The 18,842-nt window shown below is 63.5% G+C and carries 17 protein-coding genes; 3 read left to right on the top strand and 14 right to left on the bottom strand.

Annotation, left to right across the window (positions count from 1 at the left end; all coding sequences use genetic code 11):
- Positions 1-7 precede the first annotated feature (7 nt).
- Both QQK95_RS06380 and QQK95_RS06375 read right to left on the bottom strand, forming a co-directional pair.
- Positions 8-1,393 (bottom strand): sigma-54-dependent transcriptional regulator, encoded by a 1,386-nt coding sequence (locus QQK95_RS06380; protein ID WP_284269968.1) that lies wholly within the window; start codon positions 1,391-1,393, stop codon positions 8-10.
- Positions 1,390-3,210, bottom strand: a complete 1,821-nt coding sequence (locus tag QQK95_RS06375; RefSeq protein WP_284269966.1) for a sensor histidine kinase — start codon at positions 3,208-3,210, stop codon at positions 1,390-1,392. Before QQK95_RS06375 ends, QQK95_RS06380 begins: the two co-directional genes overlap by 4 nt.
- Before the next feature lie 298 nt (positions 3,211-3,508).
- On the opposite strand from QQK95_RS06375, the gene QQK95_RS06370 reads away from it, so the two are divergent.
- Complete coding sequence (locus QQK95_RS06370; protein ID WP_284269964.1) at positions 3,509-4,837, top strand: dicarboxylate/amino acid:cation symporter; 1,329 nt, start codon at positions 3,509-3,511, stop codon at positions 4,835-4,837.
- Between the two features lie 74 nt (positions 4,838-4,911).
- On the opposite strand, the gene QQK95_RS06365 is transcribed toward QQK95_RS06370, so the two are convergent.
- From QQK95_RS06365 to QQK95_RS06310, 12 genes are all read right to left on the bottom strand, one after another.
- The gene (locus QQK95_RS06365; protein WP_284269961.1) at positions 4,912-5,931 is read right to left on the bottom strand and encodes an ROK family protein; all 1,020 of its coding nucleotides are present in this window, start codon (positions 5,929-5,931) and stop codon (positions 4,912-4,914) included.
- Positions 5,928-6,650, bottom strand: coding sequence for a ribulose-phosphate 3-epimerase (locus QQK95_RS06360; protein ID WP_284269959.1), 723 nt, complete (start codon positions 6,648-6,650; stop codon positions 5,928-5,930). Before QQK95_RS06360 ends, QQK95_RS06365 begins: the two co-directional genes overlap by 4 nt.
- A complete protein-coding gene (locus tag QQK95_RS06355; RefSeq protein WP_284269957.1) occupies positions 6,647-7,480 on the bottom strand; it encodes an alpha/beta fold hydrolase in 834 nt (277 codons plus the stop codon). The genes QQK95_RS06360 and QQK95_RS06355 overlap by 4 nt, the downstream gene beginning before the upstream one ends.
- A complete protein-coding gene (locus QQK95_RS06350; RefSeq protein ID WP_284269955.1) occupies positions 7,480-8,298 on the bottom strand; it encodes a sugar phosphate isomerase/epimerase family protein in 819 nt (272 codons plus the stop codon). Before QQK95_RS06350 ends, QQK95_RS06355 begins: the two co-directional genes overlap by 1 nt.
- Entirely contained in the window at positions 8,298-9,374 is a 1,077-nt protein-coding gene (locus QQK95_RS06345) for a Gfo/Idh/MocA family protein (RefSeq protein ID WP_284269954.1), read from the bottom strand. Before QQK95_RS06345 ends, QQK95_RS06350 begins: the two co-directional genes overlap by 1 nt.
- An 11-nt stretch (positions 9,375-9,385) precedes the next feature.
- Entirely contained in the window at positions 9,386-10,207 is an 822-nt protein-coding gene (locus tag QQK95_RS06340) for a sugar phosphate isomerase/epimerase family protein (protein WP_284269953.1), read from the bottom strand.
- A gap of 52 nt (positions 10,208-10,259) precedes the next feature.
- Entirely contained in the window at positions 10,260-11,102 is an 843-nt protein-coding gene (locus QQK95_RS06335) for a carbohydrate ABC transporter permease (protein WP_284269952.1), read from the bottom strand.
- Between the two features lie 5 nt (positions 11,103-11,107).
- On the bottom strand, positions 11,108-12,004 hold the full coding sequence (locus tag QQK95_RS06330) for a carbohydrate ABC transporter permease (RefSeq protein ID WP_284270557.1): 897 nt from the start codon (positions 12,002-12,004) through the stop codon (positions 11,108-11,110).
- A 134-nt stretch (positions 12,005-12,138) separates the two neighbouring features.
- Positions 12,139-13,386 (bottom strand): ABC transporter substrate-binding protein, encoded by a 1,248-nt coding sequence (locus QQK95_RS06325; protein ID WP_284269951.1) that lies wholly within the window; start codon positions 13,384-13,386, stop codon positions 12,139-12,141.
- A gap of 122 nt (positions 13,387-13,508) precedes the next feature.
- Positions 13,509-14,654, bottom strand: a complete 1,146-nt coding sequence (locus tag QQK95_RS06320) for an ABC transporter ATP-binding protein (protein WP_284269949.1) — start codon at positions 14,652-14,654, stop codon at positions 13,509-13,511.
- Positions 14,655-14,743: 89 nt separating this feature from the next.
- Positions 14,744-15,694, bottom strand: coding sequence for a PfkB family carbohydrate kinase (locus QQK95_RS06315; protein WP_284269948.1), 951 nt, complete (start codon positions 15,692-15,694; stop codon positions 14,744-14,746).
- A gap of 3 nt (positions 15,695-15,697) precedes the next feature.
- Complete coding sequence (locus QQK95_RS06310) at positions 15,698-16,498, bottom strand: class I fructose-bisphosphate aldolase (protein ID WP_284269947.1); 801 nt, start codon at positions 16,496-16,498, stop codon at positions 15,698-15,700.
- A gap of 162 nt (positions 16,499-16,660) precedes the next feature.
- Here QQK95_RS06310 and QQK95_RS06305 point away from each other — a divergent pair, with 162 nt between their 5' ends.
- Entirely contained in the window at positions 16,661-17,422 is a 762-nt protein-coding gene (locus QQK95_RS06305) for a DeoR/GlpR family DNA-binding transcription regulator (protein WP_284269946.1), read from the top strand.
- 268 nt (positions 17,423-17,690) lie between these two features.
- Positions 17,691-18,839 carry a Gfo/Idh/MocA family protein gene (locus tag QQK95_RS06300; protein WP_284269945.1) on the top strand — a complete coding sequence of 383 codons (1,149 nt, stop codon included), beginning with the start codon at positions 17,691-17,693 and terminating at the stop codon, positions 18,837-18,839.
- Positions 18,840-18,842 lie beyond the last annotated feature (3 nt).

The raw sequence follows: 18,842 nt of genomic DNA, 5'->3' as shown, positions 1-18,842 counted from the left end.
GCACTTTCTATGTCTGCTCTCGAACAGATTGGGGATCGCCGCCATTGCGAAATTCGGATGCGGCAATGCCGTAGCGCTTGAGCTTGTCGTAAAAAGTCTTACGCGGCACGCCAAGCGCGTCGATGGCGCCGCGCACATCGCCGCCATGGTCGCGCAGCGCGTCACGGATGAGTTGCGCTTCGTAGTGGGCCACGCGTTCAGGCAGCGAGACCGCTGGCTCTGTCGACTGCGAGGGGACCACTTTCGTCTCGTCGTCAGGCCCAAGACCGAGTGCGACGCGATCGGCAAAATGGGCGAGCTCGCGCACGTTGCCAGGCCAGGCATGCGACTGGAGATGATCGCTGACGGCGGCATTCACCCTGGCGACGGGCCGACCGAAGCGTTCGGCAGCCTTGCCGAGGAAATGGCCGAACAGCATCGGGATGTCGCCGCGCCGCTCGCGCAAAGGCGGAATGCGCAGCGTCACCACATTGAGGCGAAAATAGAGGTCCTCGCGGAAATCGCCGCGCTGGTCGGGCCGGCCGAGATCGACCTTGGTTGCCGCAACGACCCTCAGATCGAGGCGCCGGACCTCGTTCGAGCCAAGCGGCGTGAGGCTACGCGTCTCCAGCACCCGCAGCAGCTTGACCTGCAGGGCCGGCGGCATGGATTCGATCTCGTCGAGGAATAGCGTGCCGCCGCTGGAATGCTCGACGCGGCCGATCCGCCGCCGCTGCGCGCCGGTGAACGCGCCGGCCTCGTGGCCGAACAGCTCGCTTTCGATGACGGTCTCGGGCAAGGCACCGCAATTCAGCGCCACGAAGGGTTTGGAACGCCGCCGGCCCCACCGGTGCAGCAGGTCGGCCACCACTTCCTTGCCGGTTCCGGTCTCGCCTTCCACCAGCACGTCGACATCCATGTCGGCGATCTGTCGCAAGGTCTCGCGCAACCGCCGCATGGCGGGCGCTTCGCCGATCAGCGGCAAGCCGTCTGCAGCCAGTGCCGCGGCCTCGCGCAGCCGCCGGTTTTCCATCACCAGCCGCCGCTTCTCCGAGGCCCGTCTCAGCGCCTCGACCAAGCGATCTCCGGCATAGGGTTTTGGGATGAAATCATAGACGCCGTCCTTGAGTGCGGCCACCGCAAGATCGACATCGCCATGTCCGGTGACCAGGATCACCGGTATGTCAGGATCGATCGCCTTGATGCGGTCGAACAGTTGCAGCCCGTTCATGCCCGGCATGCGGATGTCGCTGACGACCACGCCGTCGAAATCCCTGTCGATGACGGCAAGTGCGGCTTCGGCGGCTTCGCGCCCGACCACGGTGAAGCCGGCAAGCTCGAGCAATTGCGTGGTGGCATGCAGAAGGTCGGCATCGTCGTCGACGAGCGCCACCCGTCCTGATCCCTCGTTCATTCAATCCGCCTCAAATCTATGGTGAAGGATGCGCCTTTGGCGCCGCCGGGATCGAGCCGCAGCGTGCCGCCCAATTCCTGGGCGATCTCCTGCGAGATCACCAGCCCGAGGCCGAGCCCCTTCTCCTTGGTGGTCTGGAACGGCATGAACAGATTGCCGGCCGCTTCCGGCCCGAGGCCGGGGCCGTTGTCGCGCACCGAGATCAACACCCGGTCATCGCGCTCTGCGAGTTCGATCTCGATGCGGGGATCGGGCTGGTCCTTCATGGCGTCCAGCGCGTTCTGCAACAGGTTGACGAGGATCTGCTCCAGTCGGATGCGGCTCGCCATCACCATCGGCGACGCATTGCCGGGCGGCTTGATGATGGTGACGCCGGAATCGCGGATGCGGCCGGAAAGCAGCGACAGGGCGCCGTCGATCGCCTCGCGCACCGGCAAGGGCGAAGCGGCGACACCGGGCCGGCGGGCGAAGGTGCGCAAGGTGCTGGTGATGGCACCGATGCGCTCGGTCATCGAGACGATCGACGCCAGGTTGCCGCTCGCCGGTTCAGTCTTGCCGGTTTCGAGAAAACGGCCTGCATTCTCCGCGTAGGTGCGGATCGCGGCGACCGGCTGGTTGATCTCATGCGCCACGCCGGCAGCGATCTGGCCGAGGATGGACAGCCGGTTGGCCTGGGCGAGATCGTCGCGCAGCCGGCGGACCTTCGCCTCGGCATTCTCACGCTCGGCGATCTCGCCGGCGAGCGCGGCGTTGGAGCGTGTCAGCTCCGCCGTCCGTGTGCTGACCCTGCTTTCCAGCTCGGCATTCATGCGCGCCAGCGCCTCCTGCCGCAGACGGCGTGTGCGGCGGCGCCTTGTGAACACGTAGGCAAGCAGGCCGGTCAGCAGCAGCCCGAGCAGCGTCGTCAGCCGGGCCGTGTTGGCGGCGGACGAGAGAGCAGCGTCGGCGGGCGTCAGCAGCCAAAGGCGCCAGCCGGGGACCGAACCGGGCAGGTCCTGCACGACCTCGACGAACTTGCGCGGCTTGCCGGGGCCGGTGATGGTGGCCAGGCCGTCTCCGGCACCGCGACGTATCGGCAGAGGTTCGAAGGCGGCATCGTCCAGTTGCAGTTGCTCGTGGGCAGTTGCGGCGTCTTTGGCGGAGAGCGGCGCCAGCGCATGAAACCGCCACTCAGGCAGGCTGGTGGCCAGCACGACGCCGCGTTCGTCCGTGACGAAAACGAGGAATCCGCTGGAGCGCCAATTGGCTTCGACGCCGTCGAGTTCGACCTTCAGCACAGCGACACCCAGCGGCTTGCCGTTGTCATCGACGCGGCTCGAAAGATAGAGACCCGGCCGGCCACTGATCGTGCCGAGCCCATATTGGCTGGCCGAACCCTTCGCCATCGCCTCGTTGAAATAGTGGCGGAAATTATAGTCGATGCCGACAAAGCTCGTCGGCTCGCCGGCATTGCTGGCCGATATGGCGATGCCAGCCGTATCGATGACATAGATAGCGGATGCCGAGGCGTCACTGGCGATCGCCTTGAGCTTGTCGTTGAGGGCCGCTTCCTGCATCTTTCCGGCCCGGCGCAACGCTCCGCGCACCGCATCATCACGAGCCAGCACCAGCGGCACCAGGCGCTGCTTCTCGATTTCGCCGGTCAGCGTCCCCGCCGCCAGCGGCAGGGCGGCGAGCGCGCCATCACGCAAATCATTGGTCGCCTGGCCGGTGGCAATTCGACCGGCAATGGCGATCGCACCCGCCAGGATCGCGAGGGCGACGACGATAACAAGCCAGCGGCCATCGCGCAGCCGCGCCACCGCCTCGCGCAGCAAGTCGCGACCGGCCGAGGAGCCGCTATCGGTGCCTGCCTGAAGCGTCTGCCCTCTCCTTTTTCTCGCGGCCTCGCCGCCACTCTAATGCGAAATTCCGCCCAGGCAAACGGGACGTGTGCGGAAATCCGCACACCTCTTCGCTGAAGAATACCCAACAAAGCCGGAAATCCCGGGATTCCGGGCTTCCCCCGATCTGGCACAGCGCTTGCAAAACTCCTTGCAGCGGCGGGCGACCGGAACGCCGCGATGGGAGAAGTCACGCAGGGCGGGTTCCGTCCATCCGGCCAGGGAGAGTTCGATGCACATCGCAGACCAATCGGGCGCGGCTGCCGCGCAGCGCAAGCCCCTCTATGCCCAACTCTACGTGCAGGTGCTGGTGGCGATCACCGTCGGCATCCTGCTCGGCCACTACTATCCGTCGATCGGCGAGAGCATGAAGCCGCTCGGCGACGCCTTCATCAAGCTGGTCAAGATGATCATCGCCCCAGTCATCTTCCTGACGGTGGCGACCGGCATTGCCGGCATGAGCGACCTTCAGAAGGTCGGCCGCGTCGCCGGCAAGGCGATGCTCTACTTCCTCACCTTCTCGACGCTGGCCCTGATCATCGGCCTTGTCGTCGCCAATGTCGTGCAGCCCGGCGCTGGCTTCAACATCGACCCGGCAACACTCGATGTCTCGACCGTCAACACCTATGCCGCCAAGGCGCATGACCAATCGGTCACCGGCTTCCTGATGAACATCATCCCCGGCACGATCGTCGGCGCCTTCGCCGATGGCGACATCTTGCAGGTGCTGTTCTTCTCGGTGCTCTTCGGCATCGCGCTGGCGCTGGTCGGCGACAAGGGCGCGCCGGTGCTCAACTTCCTGCAGGCGCTAATGGCACCGATGTTCAAGCTGGTCAGCGTCTTGATGAAGGCCGCCCCCATCGGTGCTTTCGGCGCCATGGCCTTCACCATCGGCAAATACGGCATCGGCTCGGTCATCAACCTCGCCATGCTGGTCGGTACTTTCTACGCGACGTCGCTGCTGTTCGTCTTCGTCGTGCTGGGCGCGGTCTGCCGTTACAACGGCTTCTCCATCCTGTCGCTGCTGCGCTACATCAAGGAAGAGCTGCTTTTGGTGCTCGGCACCTCCTCGTCGGAAGCCGCCCTGCCATCGCTGATGGAGAAGATGGAGAAGGCCGGCGCCAAGCGCTCGGTGGTCGGCCTGGTCATCCCGACCGGCTATTCCTTCAACCTCGACGGCACCAACATCTACATGACGCTTGCCGCGCTGTTCATCGCGCAGGCGACGAACATCCATCTGTCGATGGGCGATCAGATCCTGCTGCTGCTGGTGGCGATGCTCTCGTCCAAGGGTGCCGCCGGCATTACCGGAGCCGGCTTCATCACGCTCGCCGCGACGCTTTCGGTCGTACCCTCGGTGCCGGTCGCCGGCATGGCGCTGATCCTCGGCGTCGACCGCTTCATGTCGGAATGCCGGGCGCTGACCAACTTCATCGGCAACGCCGTCGCCACGCTGGTTGTCGCCCGCTGGGAAGGCGAACTCGACGAGGCAAAGCTGGCGAGAGCCCTGGCCGGCACGGCCGACGACAGCCTGCCGGCGGATATCGTTCCCGCCGAGTAATTCGCGCGGCTGCACGATGATAGAGAAATGGCCGGAGGCAGCGCTGCCTCCGGCCATTTTTTTACCTTGAAGTATCAGCCATTGAAGTCCCTCCTCGCTTCTGGAAACGTGCTTGGGCCGACAGGCATGCGGGCCGCCAAACTGCCATCGTCGAACAGGACAAGGCTGGCGGCGCCGACCAACCCGGCGTGGCGGCCCAGTTGCGCCTGGACCACCGGCACGTCGCGATAGGCGCGCATGGCGCGCTGCCGGATGGTGGCCTCGATGACCGGATGCATCAGGTCGAGGCCATTGGCGATGCCGCCGCCGACGACCAGCACGTCGGGCGAATAGAGATGCAAGAGGTTGGTGAAGCCGACGCCCAGCCAGCGCGCCTCTTCCTCGAGCAGGGCCAGAGCGAGGTCGTCCTGCAGCCTTGCTGCCTCGACCACGTGGCGGCCGGTAACCTCGGCATTGGCCGAGAGGCGGCGCAGCGCCGAGCCGTCGAAGGCCGATGTCGCGGCGTTGGCGCGACGGCCAAGCGCTGTGCCCGAGGCGATGGCCTCGAAGCAGCCGACGACGCCGCACACGCAGCGCTCGCCTTCATTGGTGATGGTCATATGGCCGATCTCGGCTGCGAGGCCACGGCGGCCGTGCAGGATGCGCCCGTCGGCAACGACACCGCCACCGATGCCGGTGGAAACCGTGACGAAGACCAGCGAGCGAGCGCCATGGCCGGCGCCGAAACGCCATTCGCCGAGTGCCGCCGCGTTGGCGTCGTTCTCCAGCCGCACCGGCAGGCCGAGCCGGCGCTCGAGGATGTCGGCCAGCGGCACATCCTGCCAGCCGGCGAGTGTCGGCGGTCCGACCGCGATGCCGGCCAGCGGATCGAGCGGCCCCGGCGCGCCGACGCCGACGCCGACAATGGCGAGGCCCGGCGCCTCGGCATGCACGGTCGCGGCCAGCGCCTCGATCTGGCCGATCACCACGTCAGGCCCGGCCTGAGCCTGCGTCGGCACGGCGGCGAAGGCGAGGATCTTGCCGTCACGATCGACCAGCGCGGCACGAAGCTCGGTGCCGCCAAGATCGATCGCGAGGGCGGCTTCCGTGCTCATGCCGCGACCTTCAGCCCATGCAGCCAGCCGATGCGACCGGCGAGATCCTTGTCGCCGAAGGCGAGCGAACCCAGAACCACGGTCTGCGCACCCGCGGCACGCAGCAACGGCACGGTCTCGTGGCGGATGCCGCCATCGGCGGCAAGCACGACGGCGCCCTCGCGGCCGGCCTCCCGCAGGATGGCGCGGGCGGCACCCAGTCTGTCGCATGCCTTGTCCGAAAGGCTCTGGCCCTTGACGCCGATCGCGGTGCCGAGCAGCGTGACGAAGGCGACCTCGGAGACGAAAGGTTTTACTGCCTCGACCGGCGTCTCCAGCCTCAGCACGACGCCCGCTTCGGCACCGAGCTCGCGCGCCAGCCGCACGGCGCGCAACCCCGCCTCGCCGTTTTCGGCATGCACGCTGATCATATCGGCGCCAGCCTCGATGAACTGGCGCGTCTGCGTCTCGACGATTGCGGCATCGACCATCAGATGGACATGGATGGGCTTGGCCGTCAGCCCGGCGATGCGGGCGACGAGATCGGGGAAGAACAGGAAGGACGGGGCGAAATGGCCGTCCGCCACATCGATGTGATGCAGATCGACATGGGGTTCGATGCGCCTGAGGTCGCTCTCGAAATTGGCGAGATTGGCCGACCAGAGCGAGAATTCGGCGATCAAGCGATCGCGCGGCAATGCGGCGATTGCCGCGGGGCCTGACAGGGGTTTTGACGTCATGATCGGTCCTGGTTGTTGAAATGTCTGTCGAGAAAGCCGTTGATGGCGGCGCGGATTTCGGCGAAATGGCGATCCTTGTCGGCGGCCTTCGGTGTCACCTCTGCGAAGGCGGCGTTCGGGATAGTCTCGGCAAGCTCGCTGGCGGTCGCCAGGGGATGGACGAGATCGATGCCGCTGCCGACGACCAGCGCGGGAATCGAGAGACGCGCGGCTGCCGCCCGCGTCACGCCAGGCCCATCATTGGCGATCGCCTGCATCACTTCGGCAAAGACGGTCGCATTCTCACGCGCGAAAAAACCACGCAGCGAGGCGAGATTGTCCGGCGCCTCGGTACGAAAGCGGGCCGATGTCGCGGAGGACGCGAAGGCGTCGCGCGCCTCAGCCAGTGGAAGCCGGCGGATGAGGTCCGCAACTTCGACATATGGGCGCATGTTCTGCGGCGCCGTGTCGAAGGCCCAGGCGGGGCGCACAAGCACCAAGCCAAGCACGCGGTCCGGGTGGCGGGCGGCAAGCCGTAGCGCGATGGCCGCACCCATCGAAATGCCGCCGGCGACGAAACGGTCGAGACCGGCCGCATCGGCGGCGGCCAGCACATCGTCGGCGAACATCGCGATCGAAAACGGACGCCTGCTGCCGGCACCGGAAGCGCCCTGCGCGCGGCATTCGACGGTCAGCCGGCGGTATGATGGTTGGTCGGGAAAATTCTGCGCCACCTGGGCGGCATCGCCGCCGAGACCATGCTGGAAGACGACGGGAAGCCTGGCCTGGCCCGTGTCGAAGACACGAAGCTCGGCATCGTCGCGCAGCATGATCGACGGCGCGGCGCCCATCAGAGCAGCCCCCGCAGGAAAGCGGCGACATCGGGCGCCTCATCAGCGGACAGTCCGTGCGTGACGAGCGCGCCGTCGAAACCCACGGCCTTCAGCCGCGCGACGAAATCCGGAAAATCGACGATGCCTTGTCCTGCGGTGGCGAAGCGGCCGTCACCATGACGGTCCTTGGCGTGCGCCATGGCGATGTGGCCGGCGGCCTCATCGATCGCGGCGGCGACGATGGCACGTGCTTCGTCCGGCGTGGCGTACTCGAACAGGTTTGCCGGATCGAGCACGATCTTCAGTCGCTTCGAGCGCATGTCGGCGATCAGACGTGTCGCGTCGCTCGCCGAAGTGACGATGTTGGCCTGCTCGGGCTCGATGCCGAGATCGACGCCTGCATCCTCGGCCAGCGCCAGCGCCTTGCCCATTTCGGCAGCCATGTCGCACCAGGCGGAAGGCGTGGCATTTTCGGGATGATAGGCCCATTGATCGGCGATGTTGCGCGAACCGGTGCAGAGCGTGACCAGTGGGATGCCCAGTGATGCCGCCGTCGTGATGACGACACCAAGGCGGCGAAGACCGTCGTCGCGCACCGCCCTGTCGGGATGCGCCATGTTGTAGGTGCCTGACAGGGCTGCAAGCGAAACGCCCGACGATTGCGCGGCAGCACGGATGGAAGCGATGGCATCCGCTGAAACAGCATCCGGCATAGACGGCAGGCCGGCGCAGGCGAGATTGAATTGCGTCGTCTCATATCCGGCCTGCTTCACCGCGGCCAGCACGATGGCCGGGTCGGTGCCTGGAAAAGTCTTGGCGAAAATGCCGAGGCGCATCAGACAGCACCCGAAACCGAGGCGAGTTCGACCCGCTCGCCGGTCTCGACCGACCGGGCAATCGCAACCATGGCGCGGATCGAGGCGATGCCGTCCTCGACATTGGCGCCGCGCATCGGCGCACCGTTCAGCACCGTATCGGCAAGGCCTTCCAGCTGGCGGCGGAAGAAATGACCGTCGGCGCCGAGCGGCTTGCGCGAGGTCGCATCCTTCTCATGGAAGATGTCGACCTCGCTGGCGCGGAAGTACCAGGGGTTGAATGTCTTGGCGATAACCGAACCGTTCTCGCCATAGAGCTGGAACCCTTCGTGCCAGTCCATGCGTACGGCGACGGTCAGGTCGAGATGGCCGAGTGCACCGCTCGCGAATTCGGTTTCGACGAACCAGCAATAGGCGCCGAAGCGTTCATTGAGGCGGGCACGCACGGCGATGATTTCGCCGCACAAGAAGCGCGCGGTGTCGACGAGATGCGAGCCATGCGCCAGCATGAAATATTGCCGCAGATCGGCCTTGGGATTGCCCGAAGGTTTCCTCGCCAGCTTGCTGGTGACCGGCAGCGGCTGCACGGCATCGGTGTTGGTGTAGCGGTGGGTGGAATCGCAATACCAGGCCTTCAGCGCCAGCACCTCGCCCATCTCGTCGCGGACGAAGTCGCGCGCGGCCTCCAGCGCCGGATCGAAGCGCTTCATGTGGCCGACCTGCAGCACCTTGCCCGAACGCTTCACCGCCGTGGCCAGCGCCTCGCCCTCCTCGACTGAAGTGCCGATCGGCTTTTCGCACAGAACATGCTTGCCGGCGTCGAGCGCCTTGATCGACATCGGCACGTGATAGGCGTCCGACGTGGCGACGATCACCGCCTCCAGCTCGGGATCGGCGAGCATGGCGTCATAGTCGGCATACATTTTTTGCGGCTCGTAGGTGGCGCCCATCCGGGCGAGCAGATCGGGGGCCGCGTCGCAGATGGCGTAGAGATCGGCATTGCCGGCTTTCACGCAGGATTCCAGGTGCGCGAACTGCGCGATCGGGCCGCAGCCGAGCACACCGACTCTCAGGCGTCTGTCTTGTTTCTTGATCATCGTCTCGTTCTTCAGGCGCCGTAGCTGCGCATCGTCTGGCGGTTGGTCTTCACCGCGCCGGCGGGATCGGCGGCGGCCGTTTCGGATTCCTCTTCCAGCACCAGCCAGCCATTGAAGCGCGGCGCGGTGCCGGCAATCTCGATGACGGCAGGGGTATCGCAGACGCCCTTGCCCAGCATCGCCCAGGTGCCTCTGGCGTCGACGTCCTTCAGATGGATGTAGCGGATGCGGTCGCGATAGGTGCGCAGCGTGTCGGCCATGTCCTTGTGGCCGCGCAAGATGTGGCCGGTGTCCGGCACCCAGCCGACCAGGTCGGGGTCGAGCAAGGCGAAGATCCTGTCGTAATCGGCGCGGTCGAACAGCAACGTGTTGTGGTGTGAGCTTGGATGCACCGCGACCTGGACACCGGCCTTGCGGCCGAGCTCGCCGGCTCTGTTGTAAACCTCGGCGGCGATGGCGAACTTGTCGTCGCGCGGCCCGTCGGACACCACGGTCGCCGACCCCATCGAGACCAGCGCGCCGGGAAAGGCGGAAGCGAAATCGATCCAGCGCCGCGCCGCCTCAAGGTCGGCGCCGATCTCCTCCCTGAGCGTAAAACCGCTGTCCGAGCCGAAGGCGAAGGAAACGAGCGTTAGGCCACACGACTTCAGCGCGGCGGCGAACTCGGCGGGTTTGCCGGCGTAGTGGCCGATCATGGTGTCGGTGATCTCGATGCCGGAATAGCCGCCATCGGCGATGGCCTTCAACAGATCGTCGGGACCGCCGGGAAAACGGTCGCCGAGCATTTCCCAGGTAAAGGTCTGGCAGCCGACTTTGAGGTCCTTCACGTTCATCCTTTCAATCCTTGATACCGCTTATAGTTGATGCCGCTGTGGCATGGACATCCTACTTGACCGAGCCCGCGGTCATCCCGGCGAGGAAGTACCTCTGGGCAACGAGGTAGATGAGCAAGAGCGGTAGCGAGCCGAGCACGCTCATCGCCATCATCTGGTTCCATTCGAAGGCGTGCTGCCCCATCAACAGCTGGATGCCGATCGGGACGGTGCGCATGGACGTCGACTTCGTCAGCGTCAGCGCAAAGAGAAATTCGTTCCAGCACAACAGGAAGGTGTAGACGGACGTCGCCACGATACCAGGCAGCGAAATCGGGACGATCACCCGCCAAAGCGCTGTCCAGCTGGTGCCGCCATCGACAGCCACGGCTTCATCGAGATCGCGGGGCAAGGTGTTCAGATATCCCGTCATCAGCAGGATCGCGTACGGCAGGGTGAACACCAGGTAAGTCAGGATCAGTGCGACATAGGTATCGAAGATACCGTATGAGACGACAAGCCCGAAGAACGGGATCAAAAGTGTGATCGGCGGAATCGTCTGCGTGCTGATGATGAGTGTGTTCAGGCTGCCCTTGCCGCGGAAGTTGAAGCGGCTGAACCCGTAGGCCGCCAGCAAGGCGATCAGCACCGTCAGCACGGTCACAGTTCCCGCCACGAAATAGCTGTTGAAGAAGAAGCGCAGCTTTACCGGGTCGCCGAGGATGGCTGCATACGCTTCCAGCGTGAAGGCCTTTGGCAGGATGGTTGGTGGCAGGGCAAAGATTTCGGTATTCGATTTGAACGAACTGCTCAGCATCCAGTAGATCGGGAATGCCGCGAAGAAGAGTCCCACTGCAAGCGCTACATGGAGCGCGACGGTGATCAGCCTGTCTTTTGGCGTATGCCTTTTCCTCATGGTGACTACCGAGCCTTTTGATAGCGAATATAGAACAGCGTCAGGCCGAGAGAGATCAACAAGATGACCACAGCGCTCGCCGAAGCCTGCGATAGGTTGTAGCTCGAAAACGCCAGCTTGTACGTGTAGGTGCTGAGGACCTCGGTCGAGTAGATCGGACCACCGCCCGTCGTTATCCAGATTAACGGGAAGACCTGCATGGTCCAGATGAAGTCGAGCAGCGAGATGCTGATGATGATCGGCATCAGCTGCGGAATAGTGATGAAGATAAGCTTCTGGTAGGCTTTTGCCCCGTCGATATCGGCGGCCTCATAGAAATCCTTGGGAATGCCCTGCAAGCCTGCGAGCAGGCTGACCATGAAGAGCGGATAACCCGCCCAGATGTTGGCGAAGGTGACGGCGTGCAGCGCGGTCTCAGGCGAGGAAAACCATTCGACCTTGGAACCGATAATGCCGATTTGCATGAGAATGCTGTTCACGACACCGTTCGGCTCGAGCAGCAGGCGCCAGATCACCGCGATGATCACCGCAGTGAACAGCCAGGGCAGTATGTAGAGCACGCGCAGAATATTGCGCAGCGTCGGATTGATGCGGTCGCTGTTCAGCATGAGCGCGAAGACCATGCCGATGGTCATGTGGAAAATGACACTCATGCAAGTGAAGTAGAGCGTGTGCCACAGCGATGCCCAGAACACCGGATCGTCGAAGATCGCCTGGTAGTGTTTCAGTCCGGCAAAGGTTGGGTCACGACGCAGCACGGCGCTGTTCTGGAACGAATAGGCAATCACCGTCACCATCGGCAGCAGCATCAGAAGCCCGATTATGAGCAGCGAGGGCGACAGATAGAGGTAGGGTGCGACCGCTCGTTTCAGCTTGTGGTGGGAGCGCTTTTGCCGGGTCATGTGCCAACCTTGGGATACGCCTTCAAGAGAAGGTAAACTTCGGAAACTGGTCCATCTCAAATTGCCGATCCGTTGTTGCCGGGTGGCCCGAGGTCAGGCCACCCGGCAGAAGATAGCAAACGGGAACGGGTCGATCAGAATTTCGCCATCCAGCCCTTCTGAGCGGCGGTTGCGGCTTGCTCCGGAGACTGCTCGCCGGCGAGCATCTTCTGGGCTTGCACGTCGAACTGGGTCATCAGGTCTTCAGCCACCGGCAGGCCCGTGAACTCATTGGCGAGATAACCGGTCTTGAAGATTTCAAAAGCCTTGGCGAAAGCCTTGTCCGAGGTCACGAAATCGGGCTTGGCGTTGACATTGCCCGGGAAGGCGTTGGCAAGCGACACGAGCTTGGCGTTCACCTTTTCACTCATCAGATACTGGACGAGTTTCCAGGCCTCTTCCTGATGTTTCGAGGCAGCGGAGATGCCGATGCCCCAGGAGGCATAGGGAAGGCCGCGCTTGCCCGTATAGCCCTCCACGACCGGGACCGGAATGAGGTCGAAATTCAGCTTGGGATTGCGCTTACGGATGAGGTTCACATGCGCGAGCGAGTCGATCATCATCCCGACGCGGTCGTTGACGAATTCCTCCACCTTTTCCTGCTCGGTCTTGGTGGCGATGCCGGGCGAGATGGTGCCGGCGTCGTTGAGTGATTTGACGAAGGTGAGCATGTCCACCACCGGTTTGCCCTCAAGGGCTGGCTTGCCGTTCGCCATCATTGACTGACCCGAAGCCCAAACCCATGACATCATGTCGTTCTGGACGCCTGATGGCGTTTGCAGCGACAGGGGCAGCACCCAGCCATACTGGTTCTTGTCGGCATGGGTCATCTTCTTGGCGGCTTCGAGAAACTCCGCACGGGTCGACGGCAGCTTGGTCACGCCTGCCTGGGCGGCGAGGTCCAGATTGACGAAGACAGGATAGACGAAGGAAGCGACGGGAAACATCACCGCCTTGCCGTCCACCTTGATGATATCAGCAACTTGGGCTTTATCGAACTTGCTCGCATCCATCATCGGGTTCATGTCAGCCAGCGCACCCTGCGCGTTCAGATTGTTCACCCAGGCGCCGTCGAGACCGACGACGTCGCTGAGCGTTCCGGTTGCAGCGCCAACCGAGATCTGGTCTCGCGTGGTCGCATAGGGACCGCTGACCAGCGTCACCTTGATGCCGGGATTCGCGGCCTCGAAATCGTCCATGATTTTCCGCAAAGAGCCTGCGGGCAGCTCCGGCTCCCACCACTGGGTGAATTCCAGCGTGGTGTCCGCCATTGCCGCTGTTGCGCCAAGCAACCATGCTGCCGCGGCTATCTTCAGCATCGCGGGCTTTATCCGAAACGTCATTTTTTCTCCTCCTTCTTTGGGATCGACCGCACAATGCAGCCGATCGTCTGCTTCATTCAGAAGTCTTCTTACGTGTACTTCGCAGGCGCCTCGCCCTCGCCCGCGGGCTCTGCCACAATTCTTCAGATCGCCAGATGCGTCTCGGGATCGAAGAAATGGAGCTTGGTATCATCCAGGGCCAACCGGATTTCCGAACCGGAACGGACTGTGCTGTCCGGTTCGAATCTCGCCACCGCATTCGACGTCAGGCCGAAATCCTGCACCGCGTCGGGGTCGCCGGAGTCCACCCGGACCGCGTCGATGTTGAGATGGACGATATGTTCCGACCCGAGTTCTTCGATCGAGGTCACCCTTGCCGGTATCGTCTGATACTTGCGGCCGGATTCGAGGCTGCTGTCATAGAGATCCTCCGGTCGTATCCCGAACACGACCTTGCGCCCCGCATACGACTTCAAACCCGGCCTGCGCACGAAGGCCGCATCCTGCAGCCGAATGGCAAAGGCCCCGGACATCAGTTCGCCGCCCGTCAGGGTCGCTTCGAAAAGGTTCATCGAGGGAGAGCCGATAAAGCCGGCAACGAAGGCGTTCACCGGTGATTCGTAGAGCCTCTTGGGCGTGTCGACCTGCTGCAGCACACCGCCCTTCAGCACGGCGACCCGGTCTCCCATCGTCATCGCTTCGGTCTGGTCGTGGGTCACGTATATGGTCGTTACGCCGAGCTGCTTTTGCAGGCGGGTGATTTCGGCGCGCATTTGCACGCGCAGTTTGGCGTCCAGATTCGAAAGGGGTTCGTCCATGAGAAAGGCGGCCGGCTCGCGCACCATGGCGCGGCCCATGGCAACCCTTTGACGCTGTCCGCCCGAAAGGTTGGCGGGTTTGCTGTCCAGCAAAGACGTCAGCTGAAGGGTCTTGGCGATCTCGTCGACGCGCTTCTTGCGTTCGGCCTTCGGCTTGCCTGCCAGCCGCATCGAAAAGGCGATGTTTTCAAACACAGTCATATGCGGGTAAAGCGCGTAGCTCTGGAAGACCATCGCGATGTCGCGGTCCTTGGGCGGCATGTCGACGACGTCGGTACCGCCGATCCGAAGACTACCGCTGGTGATGTCCTCCAATCCCGCGATCATCCGCAACGCGGTGGATTTTCCACAGCCCGACGGCCCGACGAGAATCAAAAACTCGCCGTCCTCGACCGACAGGTTCAATTGGTCGATTGCGCGAAAATTGTTCCCGTATGTCTTGCATATATTCTCAAGAACGACTTCTGCCATATTCCTCCCTCCACAAGTCTAAGCCGCTGATTTTTATTATCCTTCTCGGCCCTTTCGCCTGTGAAAATGTTTCCCCGGATAGTTGCAGGCTATGTTCCGGTATCGAGTTGCGCATATTTCAGTTCGACCGCCGACGGCGCGCTCGTCGACGCCAGGAGTTCCGTTACCTGGTCTTCGGTCGGAAGCGCCTCGCGCCCGCCACGTCCCGTTATCGAAAGGGCCGCCGCCGCGGCAGCGAATGCCACCCGGCCTGCGGTGTCAGCGCCGCGCGTCAATGCATGGGCGTAGGCGCCGTGAAAGCAGTCACCGGCGCCGGTTGAGTCGACGACGGCAACCCGGTGCGGCGGAAGTTGCCAGAGCCGTGTCTCTTCACGCCCGCGATAATATACGCCCCTGCCGCCATCGGTCAGAACCACGGCGGATCGCGACGGCGACCACAATGCTTCGAGCATCTCGGCGGGCGATCGGCAGCCCGTAGCGGTCCGCGCAAAGCCGAGGGGAAGAATGAGATGATCGCAGAGCGCGATCAGTTTCTCGGTGGCTGGACCGCTGCTCCATTCGACATCGCCCAGGATCGCAAGGCCGAGATCGCGAGCCCGAGCCACGACATCCAGCGACCCGATCGCGTAACTATCGACGATCAGGACGGTCGCGCGGCTGAGGACCTCGTCCGGGAAGTCCGGAGCGGTGCCCAGCATCGCTTCGTCGTCATACGCGATGAACCGATCGCCATCCGAACCGACGGTGATCCGCGAGCGAACCGGGCGCGCCTCGGCGTGGCGCGGCGCGAACGCGGTCTCAACGCCGCTCGCAACGAGATCGCACAGCACGGCGTCGTCGGCGGCACTGCCCAGCCATCCGATGAACCCGGCGCTTCCGCCGAGCCGCGCGACGGCGGCAAGCGCCGTCGCAACATTTCCCCCGAAAGCCCGGGCGCTTTGCAGAACCTTCCCCTTGCCCGCCGACAACGGCTGATCGACATAGACGATGTCGTCGATCGCGATAGCGCCGAAGCCGAGGATTGAGGGGACGGTGGGCATCGTTCAGGCCCCCGCCTTCGCCAGGGCGTCTTGCGCCGACAGGCCGTCATGGATGACGCCGCGAAAGGCGAGCGCTGCCTTCTGAGGATCGCCATGCCCCCAGAGATTGCGGCCCACCACGGCGCCGCGCGCGCCGGCACGGATGGCGTCCGCCGTCTGCTGAAGGGCGCCGAGCAGCGTGTCGGTCTTGGGGCCACCGGCGATCACAACCGGCACCGGACAGGTCCGAACGGTCTCCCGGAACGACTCGAAATCGCCGGTGTAACCGATCTTGATCACGTCGACGCCGGACTCGTAGCCGATGCGTGCCGCATAGGCGATCTCGTCGGGGGTGAAGACGATTTTTGCCCCGTCGGTGAAATCGCGAGGATAGATATGCGCCACCACCGGCATGCCGTAACGGGCAGCCGCATTCACCGAATCGGTCAGCCAGCGTATGTATTTGCCCTCGGTCGCGCCGCGCACCGGAATGGCCACGGCCAACGCATCGGCGCCAGCGCGCACCGCATCCTCGGGCGTTGCAATCAGTTCACTGATGCGATCGTCCGGGGTGAAGCAGCCAGCCTGGATCACCAGGGCAGCCTTGCCCGCATATTGCGGCCACAGATGGCGCGCGGTGCCAGGCTGGATGCTGACGTAGTCGGGTTTGCCGGCCATGACGCGCGCCAGCGCGCCCGGCAGATCGGCAAGACCTCCTTTGCGCACGTCGCCATAGCCGACAAAGTGGTCGACCGCGCCGCCGAAAAGATTCCCCGATGGATGTGAGAAGAGGCGCGCCAGACGCACCTTGGTTCCGAGGCTCATGAGTCCAAAACTCTCCAATCGATTGATTTCAAAATCCTGGACCTAGTGTTTGCGAAAGAAAGAATAAATGCAATCTTTCGAAATCTTTCGAATTCGCGTATTTTTGGTAGAGTGAACCGACGCCAGGGCGATCGCCTGGCGCATGGAGGCAAGGACAGGGCAATGTTGTCAGAGCAGAGACGCCAAGCGATCCTGGGCGAGGTGCAACGCAGCGGACAGGTTCGCATCAAGGACCTGTCAGACGCCTTTGGCGTGTCGGAAGTCACGTTGCGCTCCGACCTTGAGATACTGGACCGCAAGGGACTGCTGACCAAGACCCGTGGCGGGGCGGTGACCCGGACCACGGATTCAACCACGGCCGCGTTCGCCCGGCGCATGCAAACGAACCTCGATGCCAAGAAACGCATCGCCCGGGCAGCGGTAGAGCTGTTCGAGGACAACCAATCGGTCATCTTCGACGGCGGCTCCACATTGATGCAGGTTGCCATGCTGTTACCGCCGCTCAGCAATGTCGTGGTCGCGGCCACGGCGATGAATATCGTGCAGCATCTGATGCATCGGCCCGGGCTCGACGTTCACATGATCGGCGGCCGGGTCTATCCGGACACGGTGAGCACGCTGATCACCGATGCCGACACGGCTCTCGGCGGCTTGGTAGCGCATCAGGTCTTTGTTGGAGCGCATGCGATTGACTCGTCACTGGATGTGGTCGACGTGAACGAAGACATGGCGCGAACGAAGCGAAACCTCGTGCGCATGGCTCGCCGCGTTGTCCTTCTTGCGGATTCGAGCAAATGGGGCGTCAGCGGGACCTCCAAGGCATTTTCGCTGTCGAGCGTCGATGTTGTGATCACCGACGATGGCCTGTCCGGCCCGATACGCAGCCAACTCGATAGGACCGGGGCCAAGGTGATCTATGCCTGACCCTGTCGCGGTCCCTGGCCGCGACGGAAATATCCAATGCGCGCATGACCCACGGGATTCGCATCGGCGGTCGGCCGTTTTTTCATGTCTGTCATTTTCTCCTCCCAGGGCTGGCAGCCTCCCGTTGTTGCGCCAGCATTTCCGCATGGTCTATAAAAATTTTACGCGCGTCAATATTTAAAATGTTGTATAGCGCTCTTCCACGACGATCCGTTGCCGGCGCAGCGGATCCGGCAGAGCATGACCCTATTGGGAGGACCGACCAGAAATGCAGGCAAGATCGAAGGCGAAACTGGCAATTGGCGTCATCGGATGCGGCAACATCTCGATGACCTACCTGCGCAATGCCGCCCTCTTCGGTGGCATAGAACTGCGCGCCTGCGCCGACATCTCTGCCGACATGGCGGCGTTGCGGGCGAAGGAATATGGCATCCAGGCGCTTGGCGTCGATGCGCTGCTTTCCGACCCCGAGATCGATCTCGTCCTGAACCTGACCATTCCCGCCGCGCATTTCGACATTTCGTTGTCAGCCCTTTCGGCCGGAAAACACGTCTTCACCGAAAAGCCGCTGGCGACGTCGGCCAGCGACGGGCGACGGCTGGTGGCGGAAGCGGCCAAGCGCGGCGTGCTGCTCGGCTCGGCACCCGATACATTCCTCGGCGCCGCCGGACGCCGGGCGCGGCGCTTGATGGATGAGGGTGCCATCGGCCGCCCGGTCACCGGCACCGCCTTCATGATGGGGCGCGGCATGGAGCACTGGCACCCCAACCCGCAATTCTACTATCAGCCGGGCGGCGGCCCGGTGTTCGACATGGGTCCCTATTACCTGACCATGCTGGTCAATCTGCTTGGCCCGGTCGCACGCGTCATGGCGATGGCAACACGCGGCCAGGAGGAACGCCTGATCACTGCCGAAGGGCCGTTCAAGAACACGACATTCGAGGTCGGGACGCCGACCAACGTGCTGTCCCTGCTCGAATTCCGCTCGGGCGCCACCGTTACGTTCGGCGCCTCATGGGACGTCTTCAAGCATTCCAACCATCCGATCGAATTGCATGGCACGGAGGGCTCGCTGCGCCTGCCCGACCCCGACACTTTCGGCGGCACTGTCTCGCTGTCCGAACGCGGCGCGGACTGGAAGGATTTCGCCAGCGAAGGCGAGTTCTACGGCGCCCGCAACTGGCCCTACGCAGCACCTGACCGCGCCAATTACCGCATGCTCGGCGTCGCCGATCTGGTGCGCTCGCTGAAGACAGGCGCCGCACCCCGTGCGTCCGGCAATTTGGCGCTGCATGTGCTGGAAATCATGGAGGCGATCCTGCATTCCGGCGAAACCAAAAGTTCCGTCGCCATTGCCGGCGATGTCGTTCAGCCGGCGCTGTTGACCGAAGACGAGGCAAACAGTTTACTGGCCTAAGCG

Origin of the sequence: Mesorhizobium huakuii (assembly GCF_030160235.1) — a bacterium.
Classification (GTDB): Bacteria; Pseudomonadota; Alphaproteobacteria; order Rhizobiales; family Rhizobiaceae; genus Mesorhizobium; species Mesorhizobium huakuii.
This window is presented reverse-complemented; position numbering and strand designations above follow the sequence as displayed.

What these genes read in the sequence shown, in the direction of transcription:
- QQK95_RS06380 (WP_284269968.1), bottom strand. Translation starts at nt 1,393, where the DNA reads ATGAACGAGGGATCAGGACGGGTGGCGCTCGTCGACGACGATGCCGAC.
- QQK95_RS06370 (WP_284269964.1), top strand. Translation starts at nt 3,509, where the DNA reads ATGCACATCGCAGACCAATCGGGCGCGGCTGCCGCGCAGCGCAAGCCC.
- QQK95_RS06365 (WP_284269961.1), bottom strand. Translation starts at nt 5,931, where the DNA reads ATGAGCACGGAAGCCGCCCTCGCGATCGATCTTGGCGGCACCGAGCTT.
- QQK95_RS06360 (WP_284269959.1), bottom strand. Translation starts at nt 6,650, where the DNA reads ATGACGTCAAAACCCCTGTCAGGCCCCGCGGCAATCGCCGCATTGCCG.
- QQK95_RS06355 (WP_284269957.1), bottom strand. Translation starts at nt 7,480, where the DNA reads ATGGGCGCCGCGCCGTCGATCATGCTGCGCGACGATGCCGAGCTTCGT.
- QQK95_RS06350 (WP_284269955.1), bottom strand. Translation starts at nt 8,298, where the DNA reads ATGCGCCTCGGCATTTTCGCCAAGACTTTTCCAGGCACCGACCCGGCC.
- QQK95_RS06345 (WP_284269954.1), bottom strand. Translation starts at nt 9,374, where the DNA reads ATGATCAAGAAACAAGACAGACGCCTGAGAGTCGGTGTGCTCGGCTGC.
- QQK95_RS06340 (WP_284269953.1), bottom strand. Translation starts at nt 10,207, where the DNA reads ATGAACGTGAAGGACCTCAAAGTCGGCTGCCAGACCTTTACCTGGGAA.
- QQK95_RS06335 (WP_284269952.1), bottom strand. Translation starts at nt 11,102, where the DNA reads ATGAGGAAAAGGCATACGCCAAAAGACAGGCTGATCACCGTCGCGCTC.
- QQK95_RS06330 (WP_284270557.1), bottom strand. Translation starts at nt 12,004, where the DNA reads ATGACCCGGCAAAAGCGCTCCCACCACAAGCTGAAACGAGCGGTCGCA.
- QQK95_RS06325 (WP_284269951.1), bottom strand. Translation starts at nt 13,386, where the DNA reads ATGACGTTTCGGATAAAGCCCGCGATGCTGAAGATAGCCGCGGCAGCA.
- QQK95_RS06320 (WP_284269949.1), bottom strand. Translation starts at nt 14,654, where the DNA reads ATGGCAGAAGTCGTTCTTGAGAATATATGCAAGACATACGGGAACAAT.
- QQK95_RS06315 (WP_284269948.1), bottom strand. Translation starts at nt 15,694, where the DNA reads ATGCCCACCGTCCCCTCAATCCTCGGCTTCGGCGCTATCGCGATCGAC.
- QQK95_RS06310 (WP_284269947.1), bottom strand. Translation starts at nt 16,498, where the DNA reads ATGAGCCTCGGAACCAAGGTGCGTCTGGCGCGCCTCTTCTCACATCCA.
- QQK95_RS06305 (WP_284269946.1), top strand. Translation starts at nt 16,661, where the DNA reads ATGTTGTCAGAGCAGAGACGCCAAGCGATCCTGGGCGAGGTGCAACGC.
- QQK95_RS06300 (WP_284269945.1), top strand. Translation starts at nt 17,691, where the DNA reads ATGCAGGCAAGATCGAAGGCGAAACTGGCAATTGGCGTCATCGGATGC.